19 protein-coding genes are annotated in these 21,677 nt (G+C 42.9%); 16 read left to right on the plus strand and 3 right to left on the minus strand.

Going from position 1 to position 21,677, the window contains the following annotated elements; all coding sequences use genetic code 11:
- The 11 genes from JFU01_RS06485 to JFU01_RS06535 all read left to right on the plus strand — a co-directional run bounded on the left by JFU01_RS06485 (position 1) and on the right by JFU01_RS06535 (position 14,022).
- Entirely contained in the window at positions 1-750 is a 750-nt protein-coding gene (locus JFU01_RS06485) for a TrmH family RNA methyltransferase (protein WP_195856309.1), read from the plus strand.
- Between the two features lie 26 nt (positions 751-776).
- A complete protein-coding gene (locus JFU01_RS06490) occupies positions 777-1,394 on the plus strand; it encodes an HD domain-containing protein (RefSeq protein ID WP_111821960.1) in 618 nt (205 codons plus the stop codon).
- A gap of 26 nt (positions 1,395-1,420) precedes the next feature.
- Positions 1,421-1,753, plus strand: coding sequence for a winged helix-turn-helix transcriptional regulator (locus JFU01_RS06495; protein WP_101560384.1), 333 nt, complete (start codon positions 1,421-1,423; stop codon positions 1,751-1,753).
- A 442-nt stretch (positions 1,754-2,195) separates the two neighbouring features.
- Positions 2,196-3,245, plus strand: a complete 1,050-nt coding sequence (pheS, locus tag JFU01_RS06500) for a phenylalanine--tRNA ligase subunit alpha (protein ID WP_111846169.1) — start codon at positions 2,196-2,198, stop codon at positions 3,243-3,245.
- Between the two features lie 8 nt (positions 3,246-3,253).
- A complete protein-coding gene (gene pheT / locus JFU01_RS06505) occupies positions 3,254-5,695 on the plus strand; it encodes a phenylalanine--tRNA ligase subunit beta (protein ID WP_195856310.1) in 2,442 nt (813 codons plus the stop codon).
- A gap of 230 nt (positions 5,696-5,925) precedes the next feature.
- Entirely contained in the window at positions 5,926-7,341 is a 1,416-nt protein-coding gene (locus JFU01_RS06510) for an alanine/glycine:cation symporter family protein (protein ID WP_195856311.1), read from the plus strand.
- 179 nt (positions 7,342-7,520) lie between these two features.
- Positions 7,521-8,519, plus strand: coding sequence for a phosphate acetyltransferase (gene pta, locus JFU01_RS06515; protein WP_060778559.1), 999 nt, complete (start codon positions 7,521-7,523; stop codon positions 8,517-8,519).
- Between the two features lie 136 nt (positions 8,520-8,655).
- Entirely contained in the window at positions 8,656-9,249 is a 594-nt protein-coding gene (locus JFU01_RS06520) for a DUF4230 domain-containing protein (RefSeq protein WP_195856312.1), read from the plus strand.
- 167 nt (positions 9,250-9,416) lie between these two features.
- Positions 9,417-9,989: a GNAT family N-acetyltransferase gene (locus JFU01_RS06525; protein WP_111821957.1), complete on the plus strand. Its 573-nt coding sequence runs from the start codon at positions 9,417-9,419 to the stop codon at positions 9,987-9,989.
- A gap of 126 nt (positions 9,990-10,115) precedes the next feature.
- Positions 10,116-11,678 carry a Ppx/GppA family phosphatase gene (locus JFU01_RS06530; protein WP_195856313.1) on the plus strand — a complete coding sequence of 521 codons (1,563 nt, stop codon included), beginning with the start codon at positions 10,116-10,118 and terminating at the stop codon, positions 11,676-11,678.
- Positions 11,679-11,826: 148 nt separating this feature from the next.
- A complete protein-coding gene (locus tag JFU01_RS06535; RefSeq protein ID WP_195856314.1) occupies positions 11,827-14,022 on the plus strand; it encodes an RNA degradosome polyphosphate kinase in 2,196 nt (731 codons plus the stop codon).
- A gap of 97 nt (positions 14,023-14,119) precedes the next feature.
- Here JFU01_RS06535 and JFU01_RS06540 read toward each other — a convergent pair whose 3' ends face one another.
- The gene (locus tag JFU01_RS06540; protein ID WP_195856315.1) at positions 14,120-14,665 is read right to left on the minus strand and encodes a TIGR01440 family protein; all 546 of its coding nucleotides are present in this window, start codon (positions 14,663-14,665) and stop codon (positions 14,120-14,122) included.
- Positions 14,666-14,861: 196 nt separating this feature from the next.
- Here JFU01_RS06540 and tsaE point away from each other — a divergent pair, with 196 nt between their 5' ends.
- Together tsaE and JFU01_RS06550 are read left to right on the plus strand one after the other, a co-directional pair.
- On the plus strand, positions 14,862-15,329 hold the full coding sequence (gene tsaE / locus JFU01_RS06545) for a tRNA (adenosine(37)-N6)-threonylcarbamoyltransferase complex ATPase subunit type 1 TsaE (RefSeq protein WP_195856316.1): 468 nt from the start codon (positions 14,862-14,864) through the stop codon (positions 15,327-15,329).
- Positions 15,330-15,331: 2 nt separating this feature from the next.
- Positions 15,332-15,904: a GNAT family N-acetyltransferase gene (locus JFU01_RS06550; RefSeq protein WP_195856317.1), complete on the plus strand. Its 573-nt coding sequence runs from the start codon at positions 15,332-15,334 to the stop codon at positions 15,902-15,904.
- Positions 15,905-16,152: 248 nt separating this feature from the next.
- Here JFU01_RS06550 and JFU01_RS06555 read toward each other — a convergent pair whose 3' ends face one another.
- Entirely contained in the window at positions 16,153-16,392 is a 240-nt protein-coding gene (locus JFU01_RS06555; RefSeq protein ID WP_195856318.1) for a TraX protein, read from the minus strand.
- A gap of 171 nt (positions 16,393-16,563) precedes the next feature.
- On the opposite strand from JFU01_RS06555, the gene murB reads away from it, so the two are divergent.
- Both murB and JFU01_RS06565 read left to right on the plus strand, forming a co-directional pair.
- The gene (gene murB, locus JFU01_RS06560; protein WP_195856319.1) at positions 16,564-17,469 is read left to right on the plus strand and encodes a UDP-N-acetylmuramate dehydrogenase; all 906 of its coding nucleotides are present in this window, start codon (positions 16,564-16,566) and stop codon (positions 17,467-17,469) included.
- A 271-nt stretch (positions 17,470-17,740) separates the two neighbouring features.
- Complete coding sequence (locus JFU01_RS06565; protein WP_195856320.1) at positions 17,741-19,411, plus strand: DUF3744 domain-containing protein; 1,671 nt, start codon at positions 17,741-17,743, stop codon at positions 19,409-19,411.
- A gap of 95 nt (positions 19,412-19,506) precedes the next feature.
- Here JFU01_RS06565 and JFU01_RS06570 read toward each other — a convergent pair whose 3' ends face one another.
- Entirely contained in the window at positions 19,507-20,088 is a 582-nt protein-coding gene (locus JFU01_RS06570; protein WP_195856321.1) for a histidine phosphatase family protein, read from the minus strand.
- A gap of 472 nt (positions 20,089-20,560) precedes the next feature.
- Here JFU01_RS06570 and JFU01_RS06575 point away from each other — a divergent pair, with 472 nt between their 5' ends.
- On the plus strand, positions 20,561-21,577 hold the full coding sequence (locus JFU01_RS06575; protein ID WP_195856322.1) for an alpha/beta hydrolase: 1,017 nt from the start codon (positions 20,561-20,563) through the stop codon (positions 21,575-21,577).
- Positions 21,578-21,677: the final 100 nt, after the last annotated feature.

Consider the following 21,677-nt stretch of genomic DNA (forward strand, 5'->3'; position numbering starts at 1 on the left):
ATGCTGACTTCTAAAAATAATCCCAAAATTAAGTCCGCTAAAAAATTATTAAGCCGGCGGGGACGGGAAAAGGCTGGCCAGTATCTTATTGAAGGCCCTCATCTTTTAGAGGCTGCCTTAGAGGCAGGGGCTGACCTAGCGGAAGTTTTTCTTACCCTTGAACATGAAGCCGACTTTAAGCTGGCTAATCAAACCCTGATTAGTCCTGAAATAGCCGCAGAATTATCTGACACCCAAAGGGATCAGGGGGTCTTTGCAGTGGTTAACCAAGACCAAAAAGCTTCCTTCCAACCGGTTTCTCCTGCAGTCTTGCTATTGGATGGGATCCAAGATCCGGGAAACCTGGGCACCTTGATCCGGTCGGCAGATGCCTTTAATTACCAAGATATCTACCTAGGTAAGGGCACTGTTGACCCCTACAGTCCCAAGGTGGTCCGTTCCATGCAGGGCAGCCAATTCCATGTCCGCCTCCACCAAGTGGTTTTAGAGGAGGCCATGGCCAGTTTGAGAGCAGCGGGCTATTGTTTGGCGGCAACCGAATTAAATGATCAGGCGCAAGCTTTAGAAACTTATAACTTGAAAAAACACCAAAAATGGGGCATTATTTTAGGTAACGAAGGAAATGGTGTCCGACCAGAAATCATTGCAGCGAGTGATATTAGTCTCTATATTACTATGCTGGGTCAGGCGGAATCATTAAATGTTGCCATTGCTGGCTCGATCGCTATGCACCACTTCCTTCCCAATTGATCAGTAGGGTCAACAAAAGAAAGGACATGAACTTATTGACAGAAACTAATTACCCTTGGGAAAATGACCGTGACTATTTGGCCTTAATCGATGATATTAAAGACCATGAATTTATTACCGATTTAGGTCTGTTTCGCCAACATATTTATGGGAATCGTTTAGTTCATTCTTATTCTGTCAGTTATTATAGTTATAAAATTGCTAAGCGTTTAAACTTAGACTACCGTTCAGTCGCTCGTGCGGGTTTAATGCATGACCTTTTCTACTATGATACGAAAGAAATGACATTCTCAAAAGGCAATCATTTCACCAATCACCCTTATATTGCACTAAAAAATGCAGAAGTCTTAACCGATTTAAACGAAGTTGAACATGATATTATCATTAAGCACATGTGGTTAGCTACTTGGCAACTTCCTGCTTATCCAGAGTCATTTGTGGTGACTTTTGTGGATAAATACTTAGCATCGACAGAATATTTGAAACCTGCCTCTAAGATTTGGCGGGACAATTGCCATACTTTCTGTAGCCAACGCATTCTTAATCCTCTAAATCAAGCCATTAATGAGCGCTTGCTAACGCCATTTAATCGCTTGAGAAGAAAATATTTTCCGAAATTAGCAGAAAATAATAAGAAAAATTAACTTTATATAAGAAAGGAAGTGACCGCTTGAGTGAACAGCACATTCCTTCTCTGTGTCGCAAGTTTGAGCAAGGTTTCCAATTACTAGGAAAGAAATGGAATGGTTTAATCATTCAAAGCTTACTCAAAGGCCCACTTCGTTTTTCTGAATTACGTGACCATATTGATGGGATTTCCGACCGGGTACTGACCGAACGGTTAAGAGAACTGACCTGCTTAGGAATCCTTGAACGGGTGACTCAATGTAGTGATTGCCACAAATATACTTACTATGCCCTAACTCAAAAAGGCCAAGACCTTGAAACCGTCTTAACCTCACTGCATTCCTGGTCTGACCAATGGATTGAGTTAGATAAGTAAGAGTGTGACTGGAACACATTTAAGAAGAGTGCGACAAGCGCACTTTTTAATAAGGAGACTGGACATCAAGTCCAGTCTTTTTTGAGCCTTGCCAAGATTATTTGTTGACGAAAGCCGCTTTAACGGCTACAATTATCCTTAATGAATACGTTGATAGAAGACGGTTCCTTATCATAGCCTGTAACAGGAAGAGAAATCACCGATTGAGAGTTTCTTACAGGTAAGCGGGGAATTTTTCACTTCTGGAGTAGGTACCGGGCGACAGCAGTCAAAAGGTACCACGACTGGGCTCGTTATCGCCTGAAATGAAGGGTTTATTCGGTTTTGTTAAGCAAACTGAGTAAAAACTAGGGTGGTACCGCGGTCTCTCGTCCCTATTGGGAATGAGAGACTTTTTTTGTGGAAAAATTCTCACATAATCGTTATAAAAAGGAGTTTAAGCATGGATATAATTAGCAATTTACAAGCAATTGAAGGGCAAATCGCTGAAGAAATTCAAAGCATTTCTAGCCTTGATGATGTGCAAGCCATTCGCGTGAAGTACCTAGGGAAAAAGGGACCGATCACCGAAGCTTTGCGCCATATGAAGGACATTGACCCTAGTGAACGCCCTAAAGTAGGGGCCTATGCCAATGAATTAAAAAATAAAGTGGCTAAAGAACTCGACCAAAAACAAGCTGTTTTAGAAGAAGAAGCCCTTAACCAAAAATTAATGGCGGAAACCATTGATGTGACCCTGCCTGGTAAGCAACAAAAATTAGGCAGTCAACATGTGATTAGCCAAGTCATGGAAGAAATTGAAGACCTCTTCTTAGACCTTGGTTATATCATTGTCGAAGGGCCTGAAATCGAATCTGATTATTACAACTTCAAGCGGATGAACTTACCAGAAGATCACCCGGCCCGTGATATGCAAGATACCTTCTATATTGAAAAGAATCAGGTACTCTTACGGACCCATACTTCACCAGTCCAAGCCCATGCTATGGACCAACATGATTTCTCTAAGGGCCCCTTGCAAATGATTAGTCCAGGTAAGGTTTATCGCCGGGACTCTGACGACGCCACTCACTCCCACCAATTCCACCAAATTGAGGGACTAGTGGTTGATAAAAATATCGGCCTCTCAGACTTAAAGGGAACCTTGGAATTATTTGCCCGCCATCTCTTTGGGGCGGATCGTCAAGTGCGTCTACGTCCCTCTTACTTCCCATTTACCGAACCTTCTGTTGAAATAGACATCTCTTGCTTTAAATGTGGTGGTCAAGGCTGCAATATCTGTAAGAAAACCGGTTGGATTGAAATTCTCGGTGGGGGCATGGTCCATCCTAATGTCCTAGAAATGTCAGGGATTGATAGCGAAGAGTATAGTGGCTTTGCCTTTGGACTGGGACCAGACCGGGTAGCCATGTTGAAATACGGGATTGAAGATATCCGTCATTTCTACCAAAACGATCTTCGCTTTATTCATCAATTTCAAGAAAGAGGGTAATGACTGACATGTTAGCATCACGTAATTGGTTAAATGAATTTGTAGATATTAAAGATATTCAAGATGAAGCTTTAGCAGAAGACTTATCGACGACCGGACTGGAAGTCGATGGCTTGAACCAAGATTTTTCCGGCTTGAAAAAAATTGTCGTTGGGAAGACTTTGACGGTGGAAAAACATCCCAATGCCGATAGCTTGCACGTTTGCCAAGTGGATGTCGGCCAAGAAGACCCCTTACAAATTGTGTGTGGCGCGCCTAATGTGGCAGCTGGTCAGAAGGTTATCGTTGCTTTACATGGGGCACGCGTCGCTGGTAATCAAAAGATTAAGAAGGGAAAATTGCGCGGTCAAGAGTCCAATGGGATGCTCTGTTCTTTACAGGAACTCGGTTTCAGCGAAAATGTGATTCCCAAAGAGTTTGCTAATGGGATTATGATCTTACCGGAAGATGCTCCCTTAGGCCAAGACATTAAAGAATATTTACACTTAGAAGATACGGTCTTAGACCTCGATATCACCCCTAACCGGGCTGATGCCCTATCCATGCGGGGCGTTGCTTATGAATTAAGTGCCATCTATAACCGTCCTATTGACGTCAACACTTATGATGACCATGCCTTTGAAGCGGGAAGCGATTTAAGTGACGAGGTCACTGTTGAAATTTCTGATAGTGAGCTCTTCCCTCACTACACTGCTCATTTGGTTAAGGATGTTAAAATTCAAGCCAGCCCGATTGAGGTACAAATCCGCCTCATGAAAGAAGGTATCCGTCCGATTAATAATGTGGTTGACGCGACCAACTATGTCTTATTGGAATACGGCCAACCCCTTCATGCCTTTGACTATGATAAGTTGCAATCTAAAACCATTGCTCCTCGACTAGCTAAAACCGGGGAAAAATTAGTGACCTTAGACGGTGTGGAAAGAGACTTAACTGATGACGACTTAGTCATTACTGACGGCCAAGAGCCCATTGCCCTAGCTGGAGTGATGGGGGGCTTGTCTACTGAGATTGATGACAATACCACCAATGTTTTGATTGAATCAGCCATGTTTAACTCTTCCCATATTCGCCGCACAGCCAGACGCTTAGCCCTTAGAAGTGAGTCAAGTTTAAGAAATGAACGTGGCTTAAATATCGCCACTATCGATGAAGCCGGCGCCTATGCAGCCCAATTGATGGAAGATTGGGCTGGTGGACAAGCGGTTAAGGGACGCGCCCGGGTATCTGACCTTGATGTTAAAGATAAAGAAGTGACGACCAATTTAGCTTATATTACCAGTCTCCTAGGTATGGAAATTAGTTTTGAAGAGGTCAAAGAATCCTTTAGACGGTTGGGTTTCCCGGTTGAAGGTGCCGCTGATGAATTTACAGTGTCCGTTCCTACTAGACGTTGGGATATTTCCATTCCAGCTGACTTAGTGGAAGAAGTCGCTCGTATCTATGGTTACGATAAGATTCCTTCCCGAATTTCACCCGTCCAACCGGTGAAAATTGGCCTAAACGACTGGCAAAAATTTGAACGTCAAAGCCATCGGACCATGGAAGCACTAGGCTTTGACCAAGTGATTTCTTACAGTTTAACCAGTGAGAAGAAACTTGATGTCTTACAAGCCCAAGCCCATGAAGCCGTAGCCTTGGATTTTCCAATGAGTGACGAACGCCGTTATATGCGGACTAACTTGCTGACCAGTCTATTAGATATTGCCCAATACAACCTAGCTCGTAAGGTGAAGGACGTCCAAATTTATGAAATTGGCCGGGTCTTCTATGATGACGAGTTAGAAGATGGCCTGCCTCGTGAAGAAAGCCATCTAGCAGCCCTGTGGACGGGTGATGTCGAAGGCGATAGCTGGCAAGGCAAGGCCCAAGCGGTCGACTTTTATGATATGAAGGGGGCAGTGGAATCGCTACTGGCTTCTTACAATTTAGCTGGGCAAATCCGTTACCTACAAAGTACCGACTTACCGGATACCCATCCGGGTCGGACAGCCCTTGTACAAGTGGAGGACCAAGGAGAATGGCTAACCATTGGTTACTTAGCCCAACTCCACCCTCAAATTACTAAGGACTATGACCTCAATAACCAAAGTTTCGTGGCTGAGTTTAACTTACAAGCCATCTATGACTTACCAGAACACCAAGTCATCCAAGAACCCCTGGCAAAATATCCAAGCATTAGCCGCGATATCGCCATGGTTGTGGCTGAAGAAGTGAGCCATGCTGAAATTGTAGCAACCATTCAAAAAGCAGCCAATAGTTACCTGGTTAATGTTAAACTCTTTGATATTTACCGTGGTGAACATATCCAAGACGGGCAAAAATCGGTAGCTTACCAACTCACTTATCTGAACCCAGAAGCGACTTTGGTGGATGAAGAAGTCAATGAAGATTTTGCTAAGGTCAAAGCAGCCCTTGCTAATGACTTACAAGCAAAAATTCGCGATTAAGATTCAATTATCTAGCTGCTAAGCAAGTGCCAAGTTTGTGGCAGTAAAGCTAACATTGCTAATAAAGACTATCTTTAAAGAACCTTGATAAGTCAAGGTTCTTTTTTTGACGGGAGATTTAAATTTAAAACGATGTCAAAAATCATTACAAAAAACCATTGCTATTTATCGGCCTTTTCGCTAATCTAGTAAGGTAAAAACTTTTAATTGATAAAAAGGAGCTGACTTCAGTGACTGAACAACTGATTAATTTTCTGACACCAATCAGCAATGTCCTTTATTACCCGATTTTAATTGTCTTGCTTTTGGGAATTGGTCTTTATTTTACCTTCCGCACTAAGGGGGTCCAAATTAGAGATTTTAAGGAAGCAATTGGGGTAATTATGGAAAAACCCGAAAAAGAAGATTCGGTATCTTCATTCCAGGCCTTAATGGTTTCAACGGCTTCACGGGTAGGAACCGGGAATATTGTCGGTGTCTCAACAGCCATTTGTTTAGGTGGCTATGGGGCGGTCTTTTGGATGTGGCTAGTGGCTATTATTGGCGGTTCTTCGGCCTTTATTGAATCTACCCTAGCTCAAATTTACAAGAAGAAAACGCCAACTGGGGATTCTTATGGGGGCCCCTCCCATTACATTGAAACGGCCCTCCATAATCGGGGATTAGGCATTATCTTTTCCGTGTTTTTAATTTTGACTTACGCAGTTGGTTTCAATATGCTGGCTGCCTATAATTTACAAGACTCCTTTCAAGTCTATGACTTCTATCATGCTCAATGGACGCCTTTAATTGTTGGTGGGGTCTTGGCTTTGGTGACCGGCTATTGTATCTTGGGTGGAGGCAAACGGATTATTTCCTTCACTAGCTTCTTAGTTCCCTTTATGGGGACCATTTATGTTGGGGTCGCTTTGATTATGATCCTCTTTAACTTGAATTACCTGCCCACCATCTTTACTTTAATTTTTAAGGATGCCTTTAACTTCAAGGCCATCTTTTCAGGGATTGCTGGGTCTAGTATGATGTATGGAATAAAGCGTGGTCTCTTTTCCAATGAGGCAGGGATCGGTTCAGCTCCTAATGCAGCAGCATCAGCCCATGTGTCCCATCCGGTTAAGCAAGGGCTGGTACAAATGATTTCGGTATTTATCGATACCTTGTTAATTTGTTCAGCAACCGCCTTCATGTGTTTAAGTTCAGGAATAACCCCTGCAGAAGAATTATCTGGAGCGGCCTACGTCCAAGCTTCCCTTGCAACCGTCTTTGGAAACTTTGGGAATATCTTTATTACGGTATCACTCATGCTCTTCGGTTTTACGACTTTAATTGGGAACTTATATTATGTCGATAATAATATTGCCTATATTTTTAAAGGCACGCCAAGACCTGGGATTATGCGTCTCTTTAGAATCTTTTTCATCTTGGTGGTCTTCTTAGGAGCCTTACAAGAATCGAGTTTGGCGTGGATGACTGCAGATATTCTAATGGCCTTGATGGCTTTAATTAACTTACCGGCCATTTTACTGTTAAGTAAGCAGGCCATTGCTGCTTTAAATGATTACCATAAGCAAAGAAAAGCGGGTAAAAATCCTGTCTTTAGAGCCAGGGATATTGGCCTAGATCCACAAAAATTGGATTTCTGGCAATAATCTAGGATAAATCATTCTATTGATGAAATTGTGAGCGCTTCTCCAGCTGCCGATTCTATTGGTGATAGGCAAGCTGGAGGGGCGCTCTTTTTCTTTGTACTTTTTGCATATGATTATTAGAAACGCTCATTTTATGGTAAACTAAAATTAGAATCTAAATAATTTATGGAGGTAGAGAAATGGCTTTATTTGATGAATTAAAAGCAAAAATTAAAGGAAAGCAAACGCGTATTGTTTTTCCAGAAGCTACTGATGAACGGATTCAAGGGGCTGCAGCTCGCTTAAAAGCTGACGACCTATTAGTTCCTATTTTAGTGGGTAACCCTGATGAAATTCATTCTCAAGCTAAAGACCGTGGCATTGACCTATCTGGGATTGAAATCGTAGACCCTGATAACTATGATGCTTATGAAGAAATGGTCCAAGCCTTTGTTGAACGTCGTAAAGGCAAGGCTACTGAAGAACAAGCCCGTGAAATGCTTAAAGACGTTAATTACTTTGGTACCATGCTCGTCTACATGGGTAAAAGTGACGGTTTAGTTTCAGGAGCTGCCCATGCGACTGGTGATACCGTACGTCCTGCTTTACAAATCATCAAGACTAAGGCCGGGGTAAAAAACGTTTCTGGCGCTTTCTTATTGACCCGTCCTAAAGAAGACGGCAGTGAAGAAAAATACATGATGGGGGACTGCGCGATCACCATTAGTCCAGACGCTGAAACCTTAGCGGAAATTGGTTTAGTGACAGGGGAAACCGCTAAATTATTTGACGTAGAACCGGATATTGCCTTCTTGTCATTCTCAACCAAGGGATCAGCTTCATCTCCAGAACAAGAAAAAGCTGCCCAAGCAACTAAGATCGCTCAAGAAAATGCGCCTGAAGACTTCAACGTTGATGGTGAATTACAATTTGACGCGGCTCTTGTTCCAGCTGTTGGGGAAAAGAAAGCCCCTGGCTCAAAAGTAGCTGGCCATGCCAAAGTGCTTATTTTCCCAGAAATTCAATCAGGAAATATCGGTTACAAGATTGCTCAACGTCTCGGTGGCTTTGAAGCTATTGGGCCTATCCTACAAGGAATGGCTAAGCCAGTAAATGACCTATCACGTGGCTGTAACGAAGAAGATGCCTACAAATTAGCTATCGTTACTGCCCTACAAGCAGGCTTAAACGAAAACTAAGACTGAGAAGAGATCACGATAAATATGAGCCCTTGCCCCAAGGTAAGGGCTTTTTATCGCTATAGGTTTAAGCAAGCTTTAAAAAGTGCTATTGACAGACTTTTTGCTATAATGATTATCAGAAAAGAGGGAAACTATGCGACGATTTAAGAAATTTTTAGGGGTCCTAGTGATCATCTTAGGATTACTAGCGGTTGCCTTTATTGGCGGTCATTATCTCGGTAAGCAGGATAGCCAAACAGAAATTACTTCGGAATTAGTGGGTAACCGTCTAGAACAAGCCAAGGAGTTAACCACAACCAAATACTTCTACACCAATACGGCTTCCTTTGAAAACCAAAGAAAATTCTATAACTGGAATTTGCCCTTCACCACAAAGAAATTTATTGTTTCCTATGACGGGGTGATCCATGTCGGAATCGATCTCAGCGCTATTGATGTTAAGGTTCAAGACCAAACTATTGATGTCACATTGCCAGAGGTGAAGATTCTCTCCCATGATATCGATAGCGATTCGGTCAAGGTCTTTGATGAGGAGGCATCGATTTTCAACAAGATGACGGTGGATGACTATGCTAATTTCACCAATGAACAAAAGAAAGCCTCAGAAGAAGAAGCCAAAGACAAGGGCTTATTGGAAGCTGCCAAGCAAAATACTGAAAGGACCATCAAAGAAATATTAAATATGGACCCCACCATTAAGGAAAACTATACGATCAATGTCCATTAAAGATTGATGAAAAATCCAAGCGCTGCTTTTACCAGCCTTGGATTTTTACTTTATCGGGGGATCTTTATTTAGATTATTCAATTCAGATAAGGAGATTTGCAGACTCGGTCAGGCTTGTCTATACTAAAGCAAGAGGACACAAATTTAGAAAAGGTGAAAAATAATTTATGGAAATTAGACAGTTAAAAATATCGGATACCCAGGCGAGTTACCAGGTGATTAAGGTCATCTTAGAACACTTAGATGAGCCTTTAATTAATGAATATGGTTGGGAGACTAGTGGCAAAATAATCGCTCAGGCTATGAAGAAACCCTATTACCGTTACGGATACGCTCACGGCTATGGGGTCTTTGAAGCCGACCAATTAGTCGCTGTGGCCTATGCTTATCCAGGTGTCTTGGATCCTATTATTGAGAGCCCTTTGGAGACTACCATGCTGGAAATGGGTTATTCCCTTGACCAAATTCCGAGAAGCTTTGCCGAAACAGAAGCCTTAGTGGATGAATTTTACCTGGATTCCTTAGCAACCAAGCAGGGAGAGGAAGGCAAGGGCTATGCCCGTCAACTAATCGCCCATCTCGGTCAAGTCGGCCGTGAAAAAAATTACCACAAGCTTTCCTTAAATGTGGACTTCCATAACCAACGCGCCCTGACGCTTTACCAACGCCTAGGCTTTGAAACCATTTCGGAATTGATTATTGGGGGACATCCGCATTATCATATGATTAAGGCCATTTAAGTTTTCTAAGTAACTCAAATTGTACTTTAAGAAGGTAAATAATTGAGCCGGGGGCTATGATTCGTTATAATAAAATTGAATTTCAAGGAGAGTCCTTGGCATTTTTATAATAGGAAGGACTATGTCATGTTTCAAGAGCGAAAAGCGATTATTGATATTGGGTCAAACACCATCCGTCTGGTTATCTATGGGATTGATGACTGGTATAATTTTGAAGAACTTCAAAACGTCAAAGTGCCGTCACAATTGAGCCAATACCTCATTGAAAAAGATGATAAAAAATACATGAGCGATACGGGTATCCAGCGCTTAATCACTGCCTTAGATGACTTTGCGACCATTATCAAGAACTTTAAAGTGGATGAAGTAAAAGCCCTGGCTACGGCAGCCGTCCGGCAATCGGCTAACCAAGAAGAAATTATCAACCGTGTCAAAGAAAAAACCGGCATCACTATTGGAATTATTTCTGAGGAAGAAGAAGCTCACTTTGGCCAGTATGCCGTTATGCATGCCATTACTATTCCAGATGCGCTCACTATTGATATCGGTGGGGGGTCTTGTGAAGTCACCAAGTACCAAGACAAGGCCATGGATACCTTTCATAGCTTTCCATTCGGTGTGGTCTATATTCGTGAACGCTTTTTTAAGAATAAGGACCATAATGATGAAGATGCTATTGAAGCGGCTAGGGATTATATCCGCAGTCAATTTAAGCAAGAATCCTGGCTCAAGAAGGCTAAGTTGCCTTTAATTGGGATTGGGGGCTCAGTCCGTAATGTGGCCGAAATGCATCAGCGCATGCATAATTACCCAATTGCGGGGCTCCACGGTTATCAAATGACTTTAGATGATTTAGAAGAAACTTTGGATATGGTTTTAGATACCAAGCCTAAGGATTTGGATGATATTGAAGGCTTGAGTACTGAGCGGACGGATTTGATCGTACCAGCTTTGATTGCCTTTATTGAACTCTTCAAATTGTCCAAGGCGAAAAATTTCACAGTTTCTACCCAAGGTCTGCGGGAAGGGATTATCTTAGAGGATATTAATAAGAATTATAATACCCCGATTGATACCCAGCTTATCCGCCTGCGTTCCACCAGAAAAATTGCCCATGACCTGCCCTTTAACTCAGCGGGGACCCAGCAACACGTTAATCTTTGTTTGAGTCTCTACCAACAAATGTGTGATTTGGATCAATTTACTTTTGACGATGAAGAAAGAGAAATGATCGAATTTGCGGCCTACCTCTATCGCTTTGCTAGTTTTGTCAGTCGGGAGGCCGATTCCCAACACACCTTCTACCTGCTCTCTAACACTAATCTCCTAGGCTTTTCTCATTTGGACCGGGTGCGTTTAGCGCTCTTGAGTTCCTATAAGAACCGGTCGCTCTTCCAACTTTATATGACTAATTTTAAGGATTGGTTTAGTGAGGAAGAAGAAGACCACTTAATGAAAGTGGGCGGAATGATTCGCTTTGCCCAAGCCTTAAATTACTCTAAAACTGATCCAGTCAAAAAATTACGCTTAGAACGTGATGAAGATGACAATTACTTGTTGAAAATCTACCACACAGAGCCTATAATTACCGAAAAATACCGGGCCAACCGCCATAAGAAACATCTCAGCCGTGCCTTGGATGGAAGCTTAAGTTTAGAGTTTATCCCCCTGGATAGTCTAGATGAGTAAGTGTTAAAAGTTAATTTTAATTGAATAGACTAATCCTGGCTGGTTAACTTTCTTACTGGCGTCTAATCATCGATTTGACACATAATTTCTATCTGTTTTTATCGACATTGTCGTATTACTTGTGCATTAAAATGGAGGAGAGTGCAGTATGTTAACCACTAGCAATAATCAAAAAAATACCCAATCCTTGCAGGCTGAAAACTCAGCTGCTCATTATTATTATAATCGGGAGCTGAGTTGGTTAGATTTTAACTATCGTTGCGTTGAAGAAGCCAGTGATCCCAACAATCCCTTGTTAGAACAATTAAATTTTTTAGGGATTGTCAGCTCTAACTTAGATGAGTTTATTATGGTTCGCTTTGCAGGGGTTTATAATCAATTCCTTGATGGCGTTCAAGTGGCTGAAAACAAAACTCAAATGTCACCTAAGCAGTTAATGCAAGGGATTCATGAGCGTAATACGCGAAATGTGGAAGCCCAATATGCCCGCTACCACGACATGGTCAAATTGTTGGATGAAAAGGGTTACCACCTTAAATCAGTAGCTGATCTCAATGAAGCTCAAAAAGCACAAGTAAAAGAGCAGTTTGAAGAACTGATTTTGCCCACCTTAACGGCTATTGGTATTGATGCCTACCGACCTTTCCCACATTTAAAAAATCATGCCTTGAATATTTTAGTGGAATTAGAGAAGGATCAGAATTCCTATATTGCTGTTGTTCCTATTCCAACCCTACTCAAACGTTATCTCACTTTAGATGATGGTGAGGGGAAGGCCTATGTTTTAGTAGAAGATGTCGTCATCCATGGACTAAATGCACTCTTCAAGGGTTACACCATTAAACGTCGGATTCCATTTCGGATTGCCCGGAACGCGGACTTTGAATTAAATGAAGATGATGTCATGGACCTCTTGGATGTGATGGAAGACCATGTTAAAAACCGCCTACACGGGAAAACCGTTCGGATTGAATGGGATACCCGCTGGGAGAGCCCTAATGACCACAATAATGAAGATTTCTTAGCAACCGTCCAACCCTATTTGAAGGTGCCAGAAGAAGGCCTTTATCCTATTAACGGCCCCCTTGATCTGACCTTCTTATTTGACCTGGTTGACGATATCAGTGAAGACCACCCTGAATGGAAGTATCCCGATTTTGAACCGGTAGAATACCCCAACTACCACGGCGAAAACCTCTACCAACTCATTAAAAAGGGAGACTTATTCTTCCACCATCCTTACGACTCCTTTAAACCGATCTTGTCCTTTGTCGACCATGCGGCTTCGGACCCAAAAACAGTGGCCATCAAAATGACCCTCTACCGGGTATCCAAGCATTCGCCGATCGTTAAGTCCTTGAAGAAGGCAGCGGAAAACGGTAAGGAAGTCACCGTCTTAGTGGAACTAAAGGCCCGCTTTGACGAAGAGAATAATGTCCACTGGGCTAGAGAACTCGAAGAAGCTGGCTGTCATGTCCTTTATGGTTTAAGTGAACTCAAAACCCACAGTAAAATTACCCTGGTGGTGAGACGGGAAGCCGGAAAAATCCAACGTTACATCCACCTAGGAACCGGGAACTACAACGACAAAACCGCTAAACAATACACGGATATGGGGATCTTGTCGACTAATGAAGCTCTGACTAGTGATGGGTCAAAATTTTTTAACTTCCTGAGTGGTTATAGTGAAGTGCCGGATTATGAGGCTCTCCATGTTTCACCTTTTGCCATTCGTGACTCCCTGACGGATTACATTGATGAAGAAATTGAAAATCAGAAAAAATACGGCAATGGGCGCATTATTGCTAAGATGAACTCCTTGACCGATAAACCCCTCATCAAAAAGCTCTATGAGGCGAGTCAAGCCGGGGTACAAATTGATCTGATTATCCGGGGAATTTGTTGTTTGCGTCCCCAAGTTGAAGGCCTATCAGAAAATATTCGGGTGCGCTCGATCGTAGGCCGCTTCTTGGAACACAGTCGGATCTACTATTTCTACCGTAACGGTCAAAAACATGTTTTCCTTTCTTCCGCGGATATGATGACTAGAAATATGATTCGCCGGGTGGAAATTGAGTTTCCAATTATTGACCAAGACATTGAAGCTCAAATTATCCATTTCCTAGAAGTGGAACTAGCCGATAATCAAAAAGCCAGAGAATTAGGCAGTGATGGCGTTTATCGTCATGTCAAATCCGGCGACAAGGCCATTAATTCCCAAGAACAAATGATGCAAGAAGCCGAAAGTCGCCGCAATGAGAGTGTCATGCGCATTACCCCGTCTTCACCAAATTTTTTTAAGCGGATGACTCGCTTTTTAACTAACCGGCATAAAGACGATTAACAGAGATAATTAAAAACACTTGCCAATACCACAGGATGGTCTAGCCAGGCTGTGACTAGATGTGGAAATCGGGCAAGTGTTTTTATTATGGAAATAATTATTTTAATTGGTCATTGTAGTGGGCGCGTTCGCCGCCAATGAATTTCGGACGGGTGCGGGCAGCGTTGACCCAGGCGGAACCAATCCGGTGGTTTTCTAAGCGCAGGGGAACAGCCACTGGTTTGAGGTGCATACCAATTAAGGTGTTTCCAATATCAATCCCTGCATCGGCTTGAATCTCTTCAATAACGATGGGATCTTGGAAGGCTTGGTAGGCAGCGGTGGAAAATGACCCGCCCGCCTTTGGTTGGGGTACCACATTTACTGTGGAAGCAAAAGGACGGGCTTCGCGTTCAGTGACAATGGCCCGGTTAAGGTGCTCACAGCATTGGGTGGCTAAGTATATTCCGGCTTGGTCCAAGCTTTGGTGGATGGCGTCAAAGACCGCTTTTCCAATCTCGGGTTGGGAGTCCGTCCCAATTTTCTCTCCCATAATTTCACTGGTGGAGCAACCAACCACTACGGTCATTCCGGACTTTAAATGAGCCTTGTCGATTAGTTCTTCGATCAGCTTTCGTGCTTGTGCTTGCACTTCTTCTTTCATGTTAATCCCTTCTTTGTACTTAGTTTACGCCTATTATAGCAAAAACAAGAAGAATTAAGCTTAGAATATGCTAGGTAGCTTACTGCCGTGAATAAGATTGGCCCATAAGCGATGAAAAACTAGGCAGCTTTTGTTTACCATGCTAAAATGGAAGGGAGTCTATGAAAAAAAGACAAGAGAGTATTGAGGTGAAAGCATGTCAGAGATCAAATGGCATAACGAAAAGGATACCGAAAAAACTGCCCAAAAATTAGCCGGCTTGGTTCAAGCAGGGGACGTTATCTGCCTAGAAGGAGACCTAGGAGCGGGCAAGACTACCTTTACGGGCTACTTTGCCCATGCTTTAGGGATTAATAAGGCGATTAAGAGTCCGACTTTTACCATTATGCGGGAATACCAAATGGGCCGTTTACCCCTCTACCACATGGATGCCTACCGTTTAGAGGAAACGGGAGCTGAAGGTTTGGGGATTGAAGAATACCTAGAGGGTGATGGGGTCACTGTGATTGAATGGCCTCAGTTTATTAAGGAAGACTTAGAAACGCCTTACCTGTGGCTAACTATTCATAAAGAATCGGCTACCGAGCGTCGGATTAGCTTAGCATATAATGGTGAGCGCGGTAAGGAATTAGCAGCAGAATTATTAGAAAGTTTGGCAGAATAAGCATGAAACGTGAAGAAATACAAATTACCTTAGTAGACGCAGAACAAAAACACGCCAAGGCCCTATTAGACTTTTACAAAAAAGTGGGTGGCGAGTCTGATTTTCTCAGTTTTACTTCCCAAGGCCTCGGAATCAACCAGGAACAAGAACAAAGATATTTGAAAAGTATACAAGAAAGCCTGAATAACCGGGTCCTGATTGCCTTATTAGATGATGAAATTATCGGAGTCGCTTCAATCGGGGCCCCAGAAGGTTCCAAAGAAGAGCATGTGGGAGAATTAGGTATTTCTATTCTCAGACGCTTTTGGAGTCTAGGTTTGAGCCATGTCTTGATGGAAGATATGCTGGGCTGGGCCAAGGAAAGTCCGATTTTGCGCTATATCCGCCTGGAAGTGAATGTCAATAACGTTCGGGCCATTAAGCTGTATGAGAAATTTCATTTTGAAGAGCTGGGACGTATTCCTGGAGGGCAATATGCCCAAGGAGAGTTCCAAGATACCCTGATCATGGGGCTAAGTGTCCTAAATGACCAACAAGAAGCAGACGATAAGTCGACAGCAGATGAAGAAGAATAACTATATAAAATAACGAAAAAGAGTTGCAGGTAATATGGTGACTCCCAAAAGTTGAATTTATAGTCCAACTTTTTGGGGGGCATATAATGGGCAGCTCTTTTTAAATACAAACTATCTAATCAAAAACGTGCTCCAAGCGCAGAGCAAGCGTCCGCTTCAGAAAATGGCGACAAATTCTCTTTGAGAATTTTTACGCCTTTTTCTTCCAGCGGTCTTGCTCTTTGGTGCGCTTGTCGCACTCTCAATTTTTACGACTTCCAAAAGACATAGACCATAATGGCTAGCAGGATGAGGTTAATAGCAACCAGGGTCCACTTGAGGCCGTTCTTCTTCTCGTTAAGGGCAAAGACAGTGGCGACAATGGGGAGCAAGTGGCCCAAGAACAGGTGGTAGCCAGCCAGTTGGTCAGCAGGTTTTTGCAGTTGGTAGGTGGCGTAGATTAAACTCAGGGCAGTCATGAGTAGGGCTTGACGACGTGATTTGTTCATGGAAATTTCCTTTCTGGTAAATCGTTAATGATGGCTAGGATAAGAAAAGCTTAAAAGTCCTTTTGGGGCTAAATTAAAAGACTATTTTATGCTATCATAACATTTGTGATAAGAGTAAGGATTTAACCTAAATAATGACTTACTCTGATTAAGAAGAAGCGAGGAATACAGATGGATTTTCAAGCCTTTATCGATGCTTTTAGCCCAGAACATATTAAAATCAATGAGCCGCTGAAGCACTATGCTTATACGAAAACCGGCGGCCCGGCTGATCTCTTGGTCTTTCCCCAAAGTAGCCAGGAACTTCAAGCCATGATCAAAAAGGCCAATGAACTCCAGCTGCCCTTTATGGTGATGGGAAATTCTAGTAATGTCATTGTCCGTGATGGTGGTATTGAAGGGATCGTCTTTATGCTGACCCAAATGGCAGCCATTGAAGTGAAAGATCACCAGGTCTTCGCTGAGGCGGGGGCGCGCATTATTGACGTGACCCGGGCTGCTCGTGATGCGGCTTTAACGGGACTGGAATTTGCTTGCGGGATCCCTGGTAGTGTTGGGGGAGCGATCTATATGAATGCTGGGGCCTATGATGGCGAGATTAAGGATCTGCCCCTAAGTGTCCAAGTGGTCGATAAGTTTGGTGACTTAAAGACTTATACCAACGAAGAATTACAATTTTCCTACCGCCACAGTATTATCCAAGATAATGGCGACTGCGTCGTCAGTGTGGTCTTTGACCTCAAACCGGGTGACTATGACCAAATTAAGGGGAGAATGGACCACTTAACCCAACTTCGGGAATCCAAGCAACCCCTCGACTTGCCTTCTTGTGGTAGCGTCTTTAAGCGGCCCAAGGGGCACTTTACCGGCCAACTCGTTCAAGCCGCTGACCTCCAAGGTTATACGGTTGGTGGGGCTCAAGTATCAAAAAAACATGCTGGTTTTATTGTAAATATTGATCATGCCACCGCCGCTGATTATCTGGCCGTCATCCACCACGTCCAAGAAGTGATCAAAAAAGAATTTGACGTGAGCTTGGAAACCGAAGTTCGGATTATTGGTCGCGATCCCAAGTAAGCCTATCTGGCGACCAGAGATGGGATAAAAGGAATAATATATTAAGGATAAGCTCTAGTGGATATGCCCTAGGGCTTTTTCATATAATCGTGAAAATCAAGGAGATATTTGTAAGCGCTTGAAATCCTTTTATTGGTGCTTTTTGCTTGGCATAGTTAAAATAATATTATACAAAATAAATTTTAGGGATTTTTCATAAAATATTAGGCTAAGTCCAGCTTTTGTGCTATATTTATTAGAATGATACTAGTTTATAAGAGGAGGAGTCAGCGTGTCTAGCCCGTGGATTCAGATGCGTCACTTTAGCTACCGATATCCTCGTCAATATCGGATGGCATTAAGAGATATCAACATAACCTTAAACCATGGTGAGAAAATTTTAATCTTAGGAGCCAATGAATCAGGTAAGTCAACTTTTCTTAAAGCCTTGAAGGGTGAGCTACCGGAGGATGGCGAGTTCTCTGGTGAAATTATTCACAGTGGTGAGTCTGCCAAGCCAGTTGACGGAACGGCAATTCGCGATGTGATTGATGAGAAGATCGATGACAACCCTAATGAATCGGTCAACCACCACAAAAAAGCTATTGAAAAGCGTTGGTATGAACTGGTTGATTGCGAATTACAACCGGAAGAATACCAGGCACTTTCTCGTGGGGAAAAAGAAATCCACCGCATGTCCCACATCTTAAAAGAAGATAATGAGATCTATATTTTTGACGAACCCTTAAAGACCCTGGCTCCTAAACAACAAAAGGTCTTTATCGATATTATTGACGACTACCATGTCCATACTGACGCCACTATTATTATTTCTGAACACCAATTGGAAGCAATGATGTCTCGTCCCATTGACCGCGTCTTAGTCTTTTCAGAAGGGCGGATTGTGTTTGATGGCCAGCTTAAAGTCCTCTTGGAAAGTGGTATTTTAAATCCCTTGGGCATTCGTGAACCCTTCTATATTACCGCCATGCGCTACGCGGCTTATCCTCTAAAAGACGTTTATAATATCCAAGATGTCCACCATATTTTTGGGCCTCAGCTACGACAAAAGATTGAAAATTGGATTATGACCCTGCCACGTTTTCGTTACCAAGAAAACAAAGAAGTTCTCCTCGAACTCGATAATGTATCAGCCCTTGTCAATGAGAGCAATCAGCGGGGGCTCCACAATATTAACCTTAAAATTAACCAAGAAGAAATGCTGAGTGTCGTCGGCCCTAATGGCAGCGGCAAGACCCTCCTAGCTCAATTGTGTAGTGGTTCTTTAAGGCCTCAGACGGGAACGATTAAGTGGCTGGGGCGAGAACTTCCCCTGGACCAATTTGACCATCTCCGCCGCAATGTCGGCTTGATTACTAATGATGATGTGACCAATATTAGTCAATCGCGAGCAGAAACCGTTGCAGACTACCTGGCCCAAAGCCCCGTTTTAGCGGAAGGCGATTACCAGGATGACGAGCTTAAAGACAAGTTTAATCAGGTTATAGCCATGGTTAACTTGGATAATCTCTTAGACTTTCCATTAGACCATCTTTCGGAGATTTCCAAACTCCGACTGGCCATGGCTCGGTCACTATTAAAAGAGCCTAAATTACTGGTGGTTGAAGAGATCACTGAAGGTCGCGATTTTGTGCATTTCCGCGCCATTATGAATACCTTGCAAAACTTAAATAGTCAATACCAGATTGCCATTATGATGACCACCCATGACATTGAAGTCATGCTAGAGTATAGTCGCCGGACCTTAATTATGTCAGAGGGGCATTTGATTATTGATGCTTTACCGGTGGATGTGGCGACTATGCCAGCCTATCTCAATAAGGCCGGCTTACGGGAAACCAGTTTAACCACCTTCGCAAGGCAATTGGACTTGGTCGATCCCTATACCTTTATCCGTAAATTTGTCGATTACGACCGTGAAATGCAGCAAAATTTAGATTAAAAGCAATTATTTATCAATCGATTAGCTTCTAAATAAGGGTACGAAATTTTTTATCAAATACTAAAAGGACTGTGAAAACGATGTACAGTCCTTTTTTAGTTGAGTGGATTGATACTATTTTTTAAGACCAGGCTTTTTTCTAGCTCTTCAAAATGAAAAATTTGGCAATTCGAAAAGGCAGGGAGGGGTTGGCTGAGATAATCCAACATGAAGCGGTACATAATTGACCCATGGCTAACTAAGAGGATATTTTTTTGAGGATAGGCTTTAAGAGCGTCATCAAGGGCTGCTTGAAAACGGTCTTTAACTGCAGTAACTGACTCGCCCCAAAATTGGCAAAAATAGTGATCACTAGGCGGGTCATTGAGCTTGATTTCCTCAAGGACGCTGAGCGCCTTGCCTTCAAGACTACCATAGCGCCACTCCGCTAGCCGCTGATCAGCCTCTAGCGGGCAAGATTTATCTCCTTGGATAATTTTTGCTGTGGCGTAGGCCCGCTTCAAAGGGGAGGAGAGGATCAGGTCAATAGTGATGCCTGTTTGATCAAAAAAGTTTTTCGCTTGCTCAGCTTCTTGGATGCCTCTAGGACTAAGGGGACTATCGATTTGACCTTGGATTTTCCCCTCTAAGTTATAAAGAGACTGGCCATGCCGAATAATAAAAATTTCTCTTACCATCTTGACTCCTTTGTTTATATTTTTCTTCTAAGGGTATTGATCTTTGATGCACTTGTCGCACCCTATCCAAACCTGCTTCAAGTGCAGAGCAAGCGTCCTCTTCAGAAAATGGCGACAAATTCTCTGTGAGAATTTTTACGCCCTTTTCTTCCAGAGGTCTTGCTCTCTGACGCACTCGTCACACTCTCTCTAAACGTGTTCCAAGCGCGAGGTGCGCTCCATTTCAGAAGTTCGCAGTAAATCCTCTTTGAGGATTTACTGCGAACTTCTTCCAATGTTCTCCCCTCTTTTTGCGCTTGTCACACTCTCTTCTCCATTATATATAAGATTAGAGAAACTATAAATGACCCATTCAGGGTTCTTTTAACTTTTGTCTCACTCTCCTTATTTCCTATCAACATTTTGATAAAGATAGTCAATTCTTGTGCCATCTGCTAAAATGATTACTAATCTGTGGGAGGTGTTAGACCGGATGAAGAATAAAAAAGGACTCACTTGGTTAAAAAAGTTGGGCATCTCATTAGCCTTGCTGACAGTGATTTCCCTGGCTGCCACTTATTTTGTAGGGAATTATTTTGTTGATTATGCCTTGGTGCCTAATCAGGGTGGGCAAGACCGCCAAGTTGATCAGGAGACAAAGCCGGGTCAGACTAAGTCAGCTGTTCAAGAAATCAAAGCCAATAAGGCCAAGGCCAAAGCGGATGCTAGGGCTTGGTTAGACCAGGTAGGGGATAAAAAGGAAGCGGTAAGCATTCGCTCTCAGGACGGGCTTACTTTGAGCGGAAATTTGTTTCATAATGACTCTGATCAACATAAATATGCCTTGATTGTCCATGGTTACCAAGGCCAAGAGGCGGATTCTTATGATATTGCGCCCGCTTTTTATCAAAAAGGTTACCAGGTCCTAACCATTTCCTTAAGAGCTCATGCGCCTAGTCAGGGACAATATATTGGTATGGGCTATCTAGACAGTCAGGACTTACTAGAATGGGTTCAGTGGCTGATTGACCGCGATAGTCAGGCCCAAATTGTTCTTCATGGCACATCGATGGGGAGTGCTACCGTTCTAATGGCCTCAGACAAGCTGCCTGCAGCCGTCAAAGCGGTCGTTGCTGACTGTGGTTATTCAAGTATCTGGGATATTTTTGCATCTGAGTTAGATAAACGTTTTAATCTCCCCACATTTCCAGTCCTCTATATGGCTAATACCATGGCAAGACTGCGGGCGGGCTATGATTTACGCGAGGGAAACACCGTGGAATACGTGGCCCAGTCCTCCCTACCGATTTTATTTATCCACGGCGCAGCGGATGACTTTGTTCCGGTATCCATGGCCCGAGAACTCTATGATGCTAAAGCCAAGGGTCCCAAGGAACTCTACATTGTGCCAGAAGCTGGCCATGCCGAAGCCAAATACAAAGAGCCTACCACTTATTACCAGAAGATCTTCCAATTTATTCAAGACTATGGGGATGTAAATAAAGAATAAAAAGAGATTTTTAAGGAAAATGAAAATAGGGCTTGTCCTTAGCTCAAATATCTGTTATATTACATATAACATATCAGAGAGGAGTCGCTACAATGTCACT

It is taken from the genome of Aerococcus sp. Group 2 (assembly GCF_905125285.1).
GTDB classification, from domain to species: domain Bacteria; phylum Bacillota; class Bacilli; order Lactobacillales; family Aerococcaceae; genus Aerococcus; species Aerococcus urinae_E.

Bases quoted from the DNA above. Each gene is read 5' to 3' on its own strand.
- JFU01_RS06575 (WP_195856322.1), top strand. From the start codon at position 20,561: ATGAAGAATAAAAAAGGACTCACTTGGTTAAAAAAGTTGGGCATCTCA.
- JFU01_RS06550 (WP_195856317.1), top strand. From the start codon at position 15,332: ATGAAACGTGAAGAAATACAAATTACCTTAGTAGACGCAGAACAAAAA.
- JFU01_RS06570 (WP_195856321.1), bottom strand. From the start codon at position 20,088: ATGGTAAGAGAAATTTTTATTATTCGGCATGGCCAGTCTCTTTATAAC.
- pheT (WP_195856310.1), top strand. From the start codon at position 3,254: ATGTTAGCATCACGTAATTGGTTAAATGAATTTGTAGATATTAAAGAT.
- JFU01_RS06540 (WP_195856315.1), bottom strand. From the start codon at position 14,665: ATGAAAGAAGAAGTGCAAGCACAAGCACGAAAGCTGATCGAAGAACTA.
- tsaE (WP_195856316.1), top strand. From the start codon at position 14,862: ATGTCAGAGATCAAATGGCATAACGAAAAGGATACCGAAAAAACTGCC.
- pheS (WP_111846169.1), top strand. From the start codon at position 2,196: ATGGATATAATTAGCAATTTACAAGCAATTGAAGGGCAAATCGCTGAA.
- pta (WP_060778559.1), top strand. From the start codon at position 7,521: ATGGCTTTATTTGATGAATTAAAAGCAAAAATTAAAGGAAAGCAAACG.
- JFU01_RS06490 (WP_111821960.1), top strand. From the start codon at position 777: ATGAACTTATTGACAGAAACTAATTACCCTTGGGAAAATGACCGTGAC.
- JFU01_RS06525 (WP_111821957.1), top strand. From the start codon at position 9,417: ATGGAAATTAGACAGTTAAAAATATCGGATACCCAGGCGAGTTACCAG.
- JFU01_RS06520 (WP_195856312.1), top strand. From the start codon at position 8,656: ATGCGACGATTTAAGAAATTTTTAGGGGTCCTAGTGATCATCTTAGGA.
- JFU01_RS06555 (WP_195856318.1), bottom strand. From the start codon at position 16,392: ATGAACAAATCACGTCGTCAAGCCCTACTCATGACTGCCCTGAGTTTA.
- murB (WP_195856319.1), top strand. From the start codon at position 16,564: ATGGATTTTCAAGCCTTTATCGATGCTTTTAGCCCAGAACATATTAAA.
- JFU01_RS06535 (WP_195856314.1), top strand. From the start codon at position 11,827: ATGTTAACCACTAGCAATAATCAAAAAAATACCCAATCCTTGCAGGCT.
- JFU01_RS06530 (WP_195856313.1), top strand. From the start codon at position 10,116: ATGTTTCAAGAGCGAAAAGCGATTATTGATATTGGGTCAAACACCATC.
- JFU01_RS06485 (WP_195856309.1), top strand. From the start codon at position 1: ATGCTGACTTCTAAAAATAATCCCAAAATTAAGTCCGCTAAAAAATTA.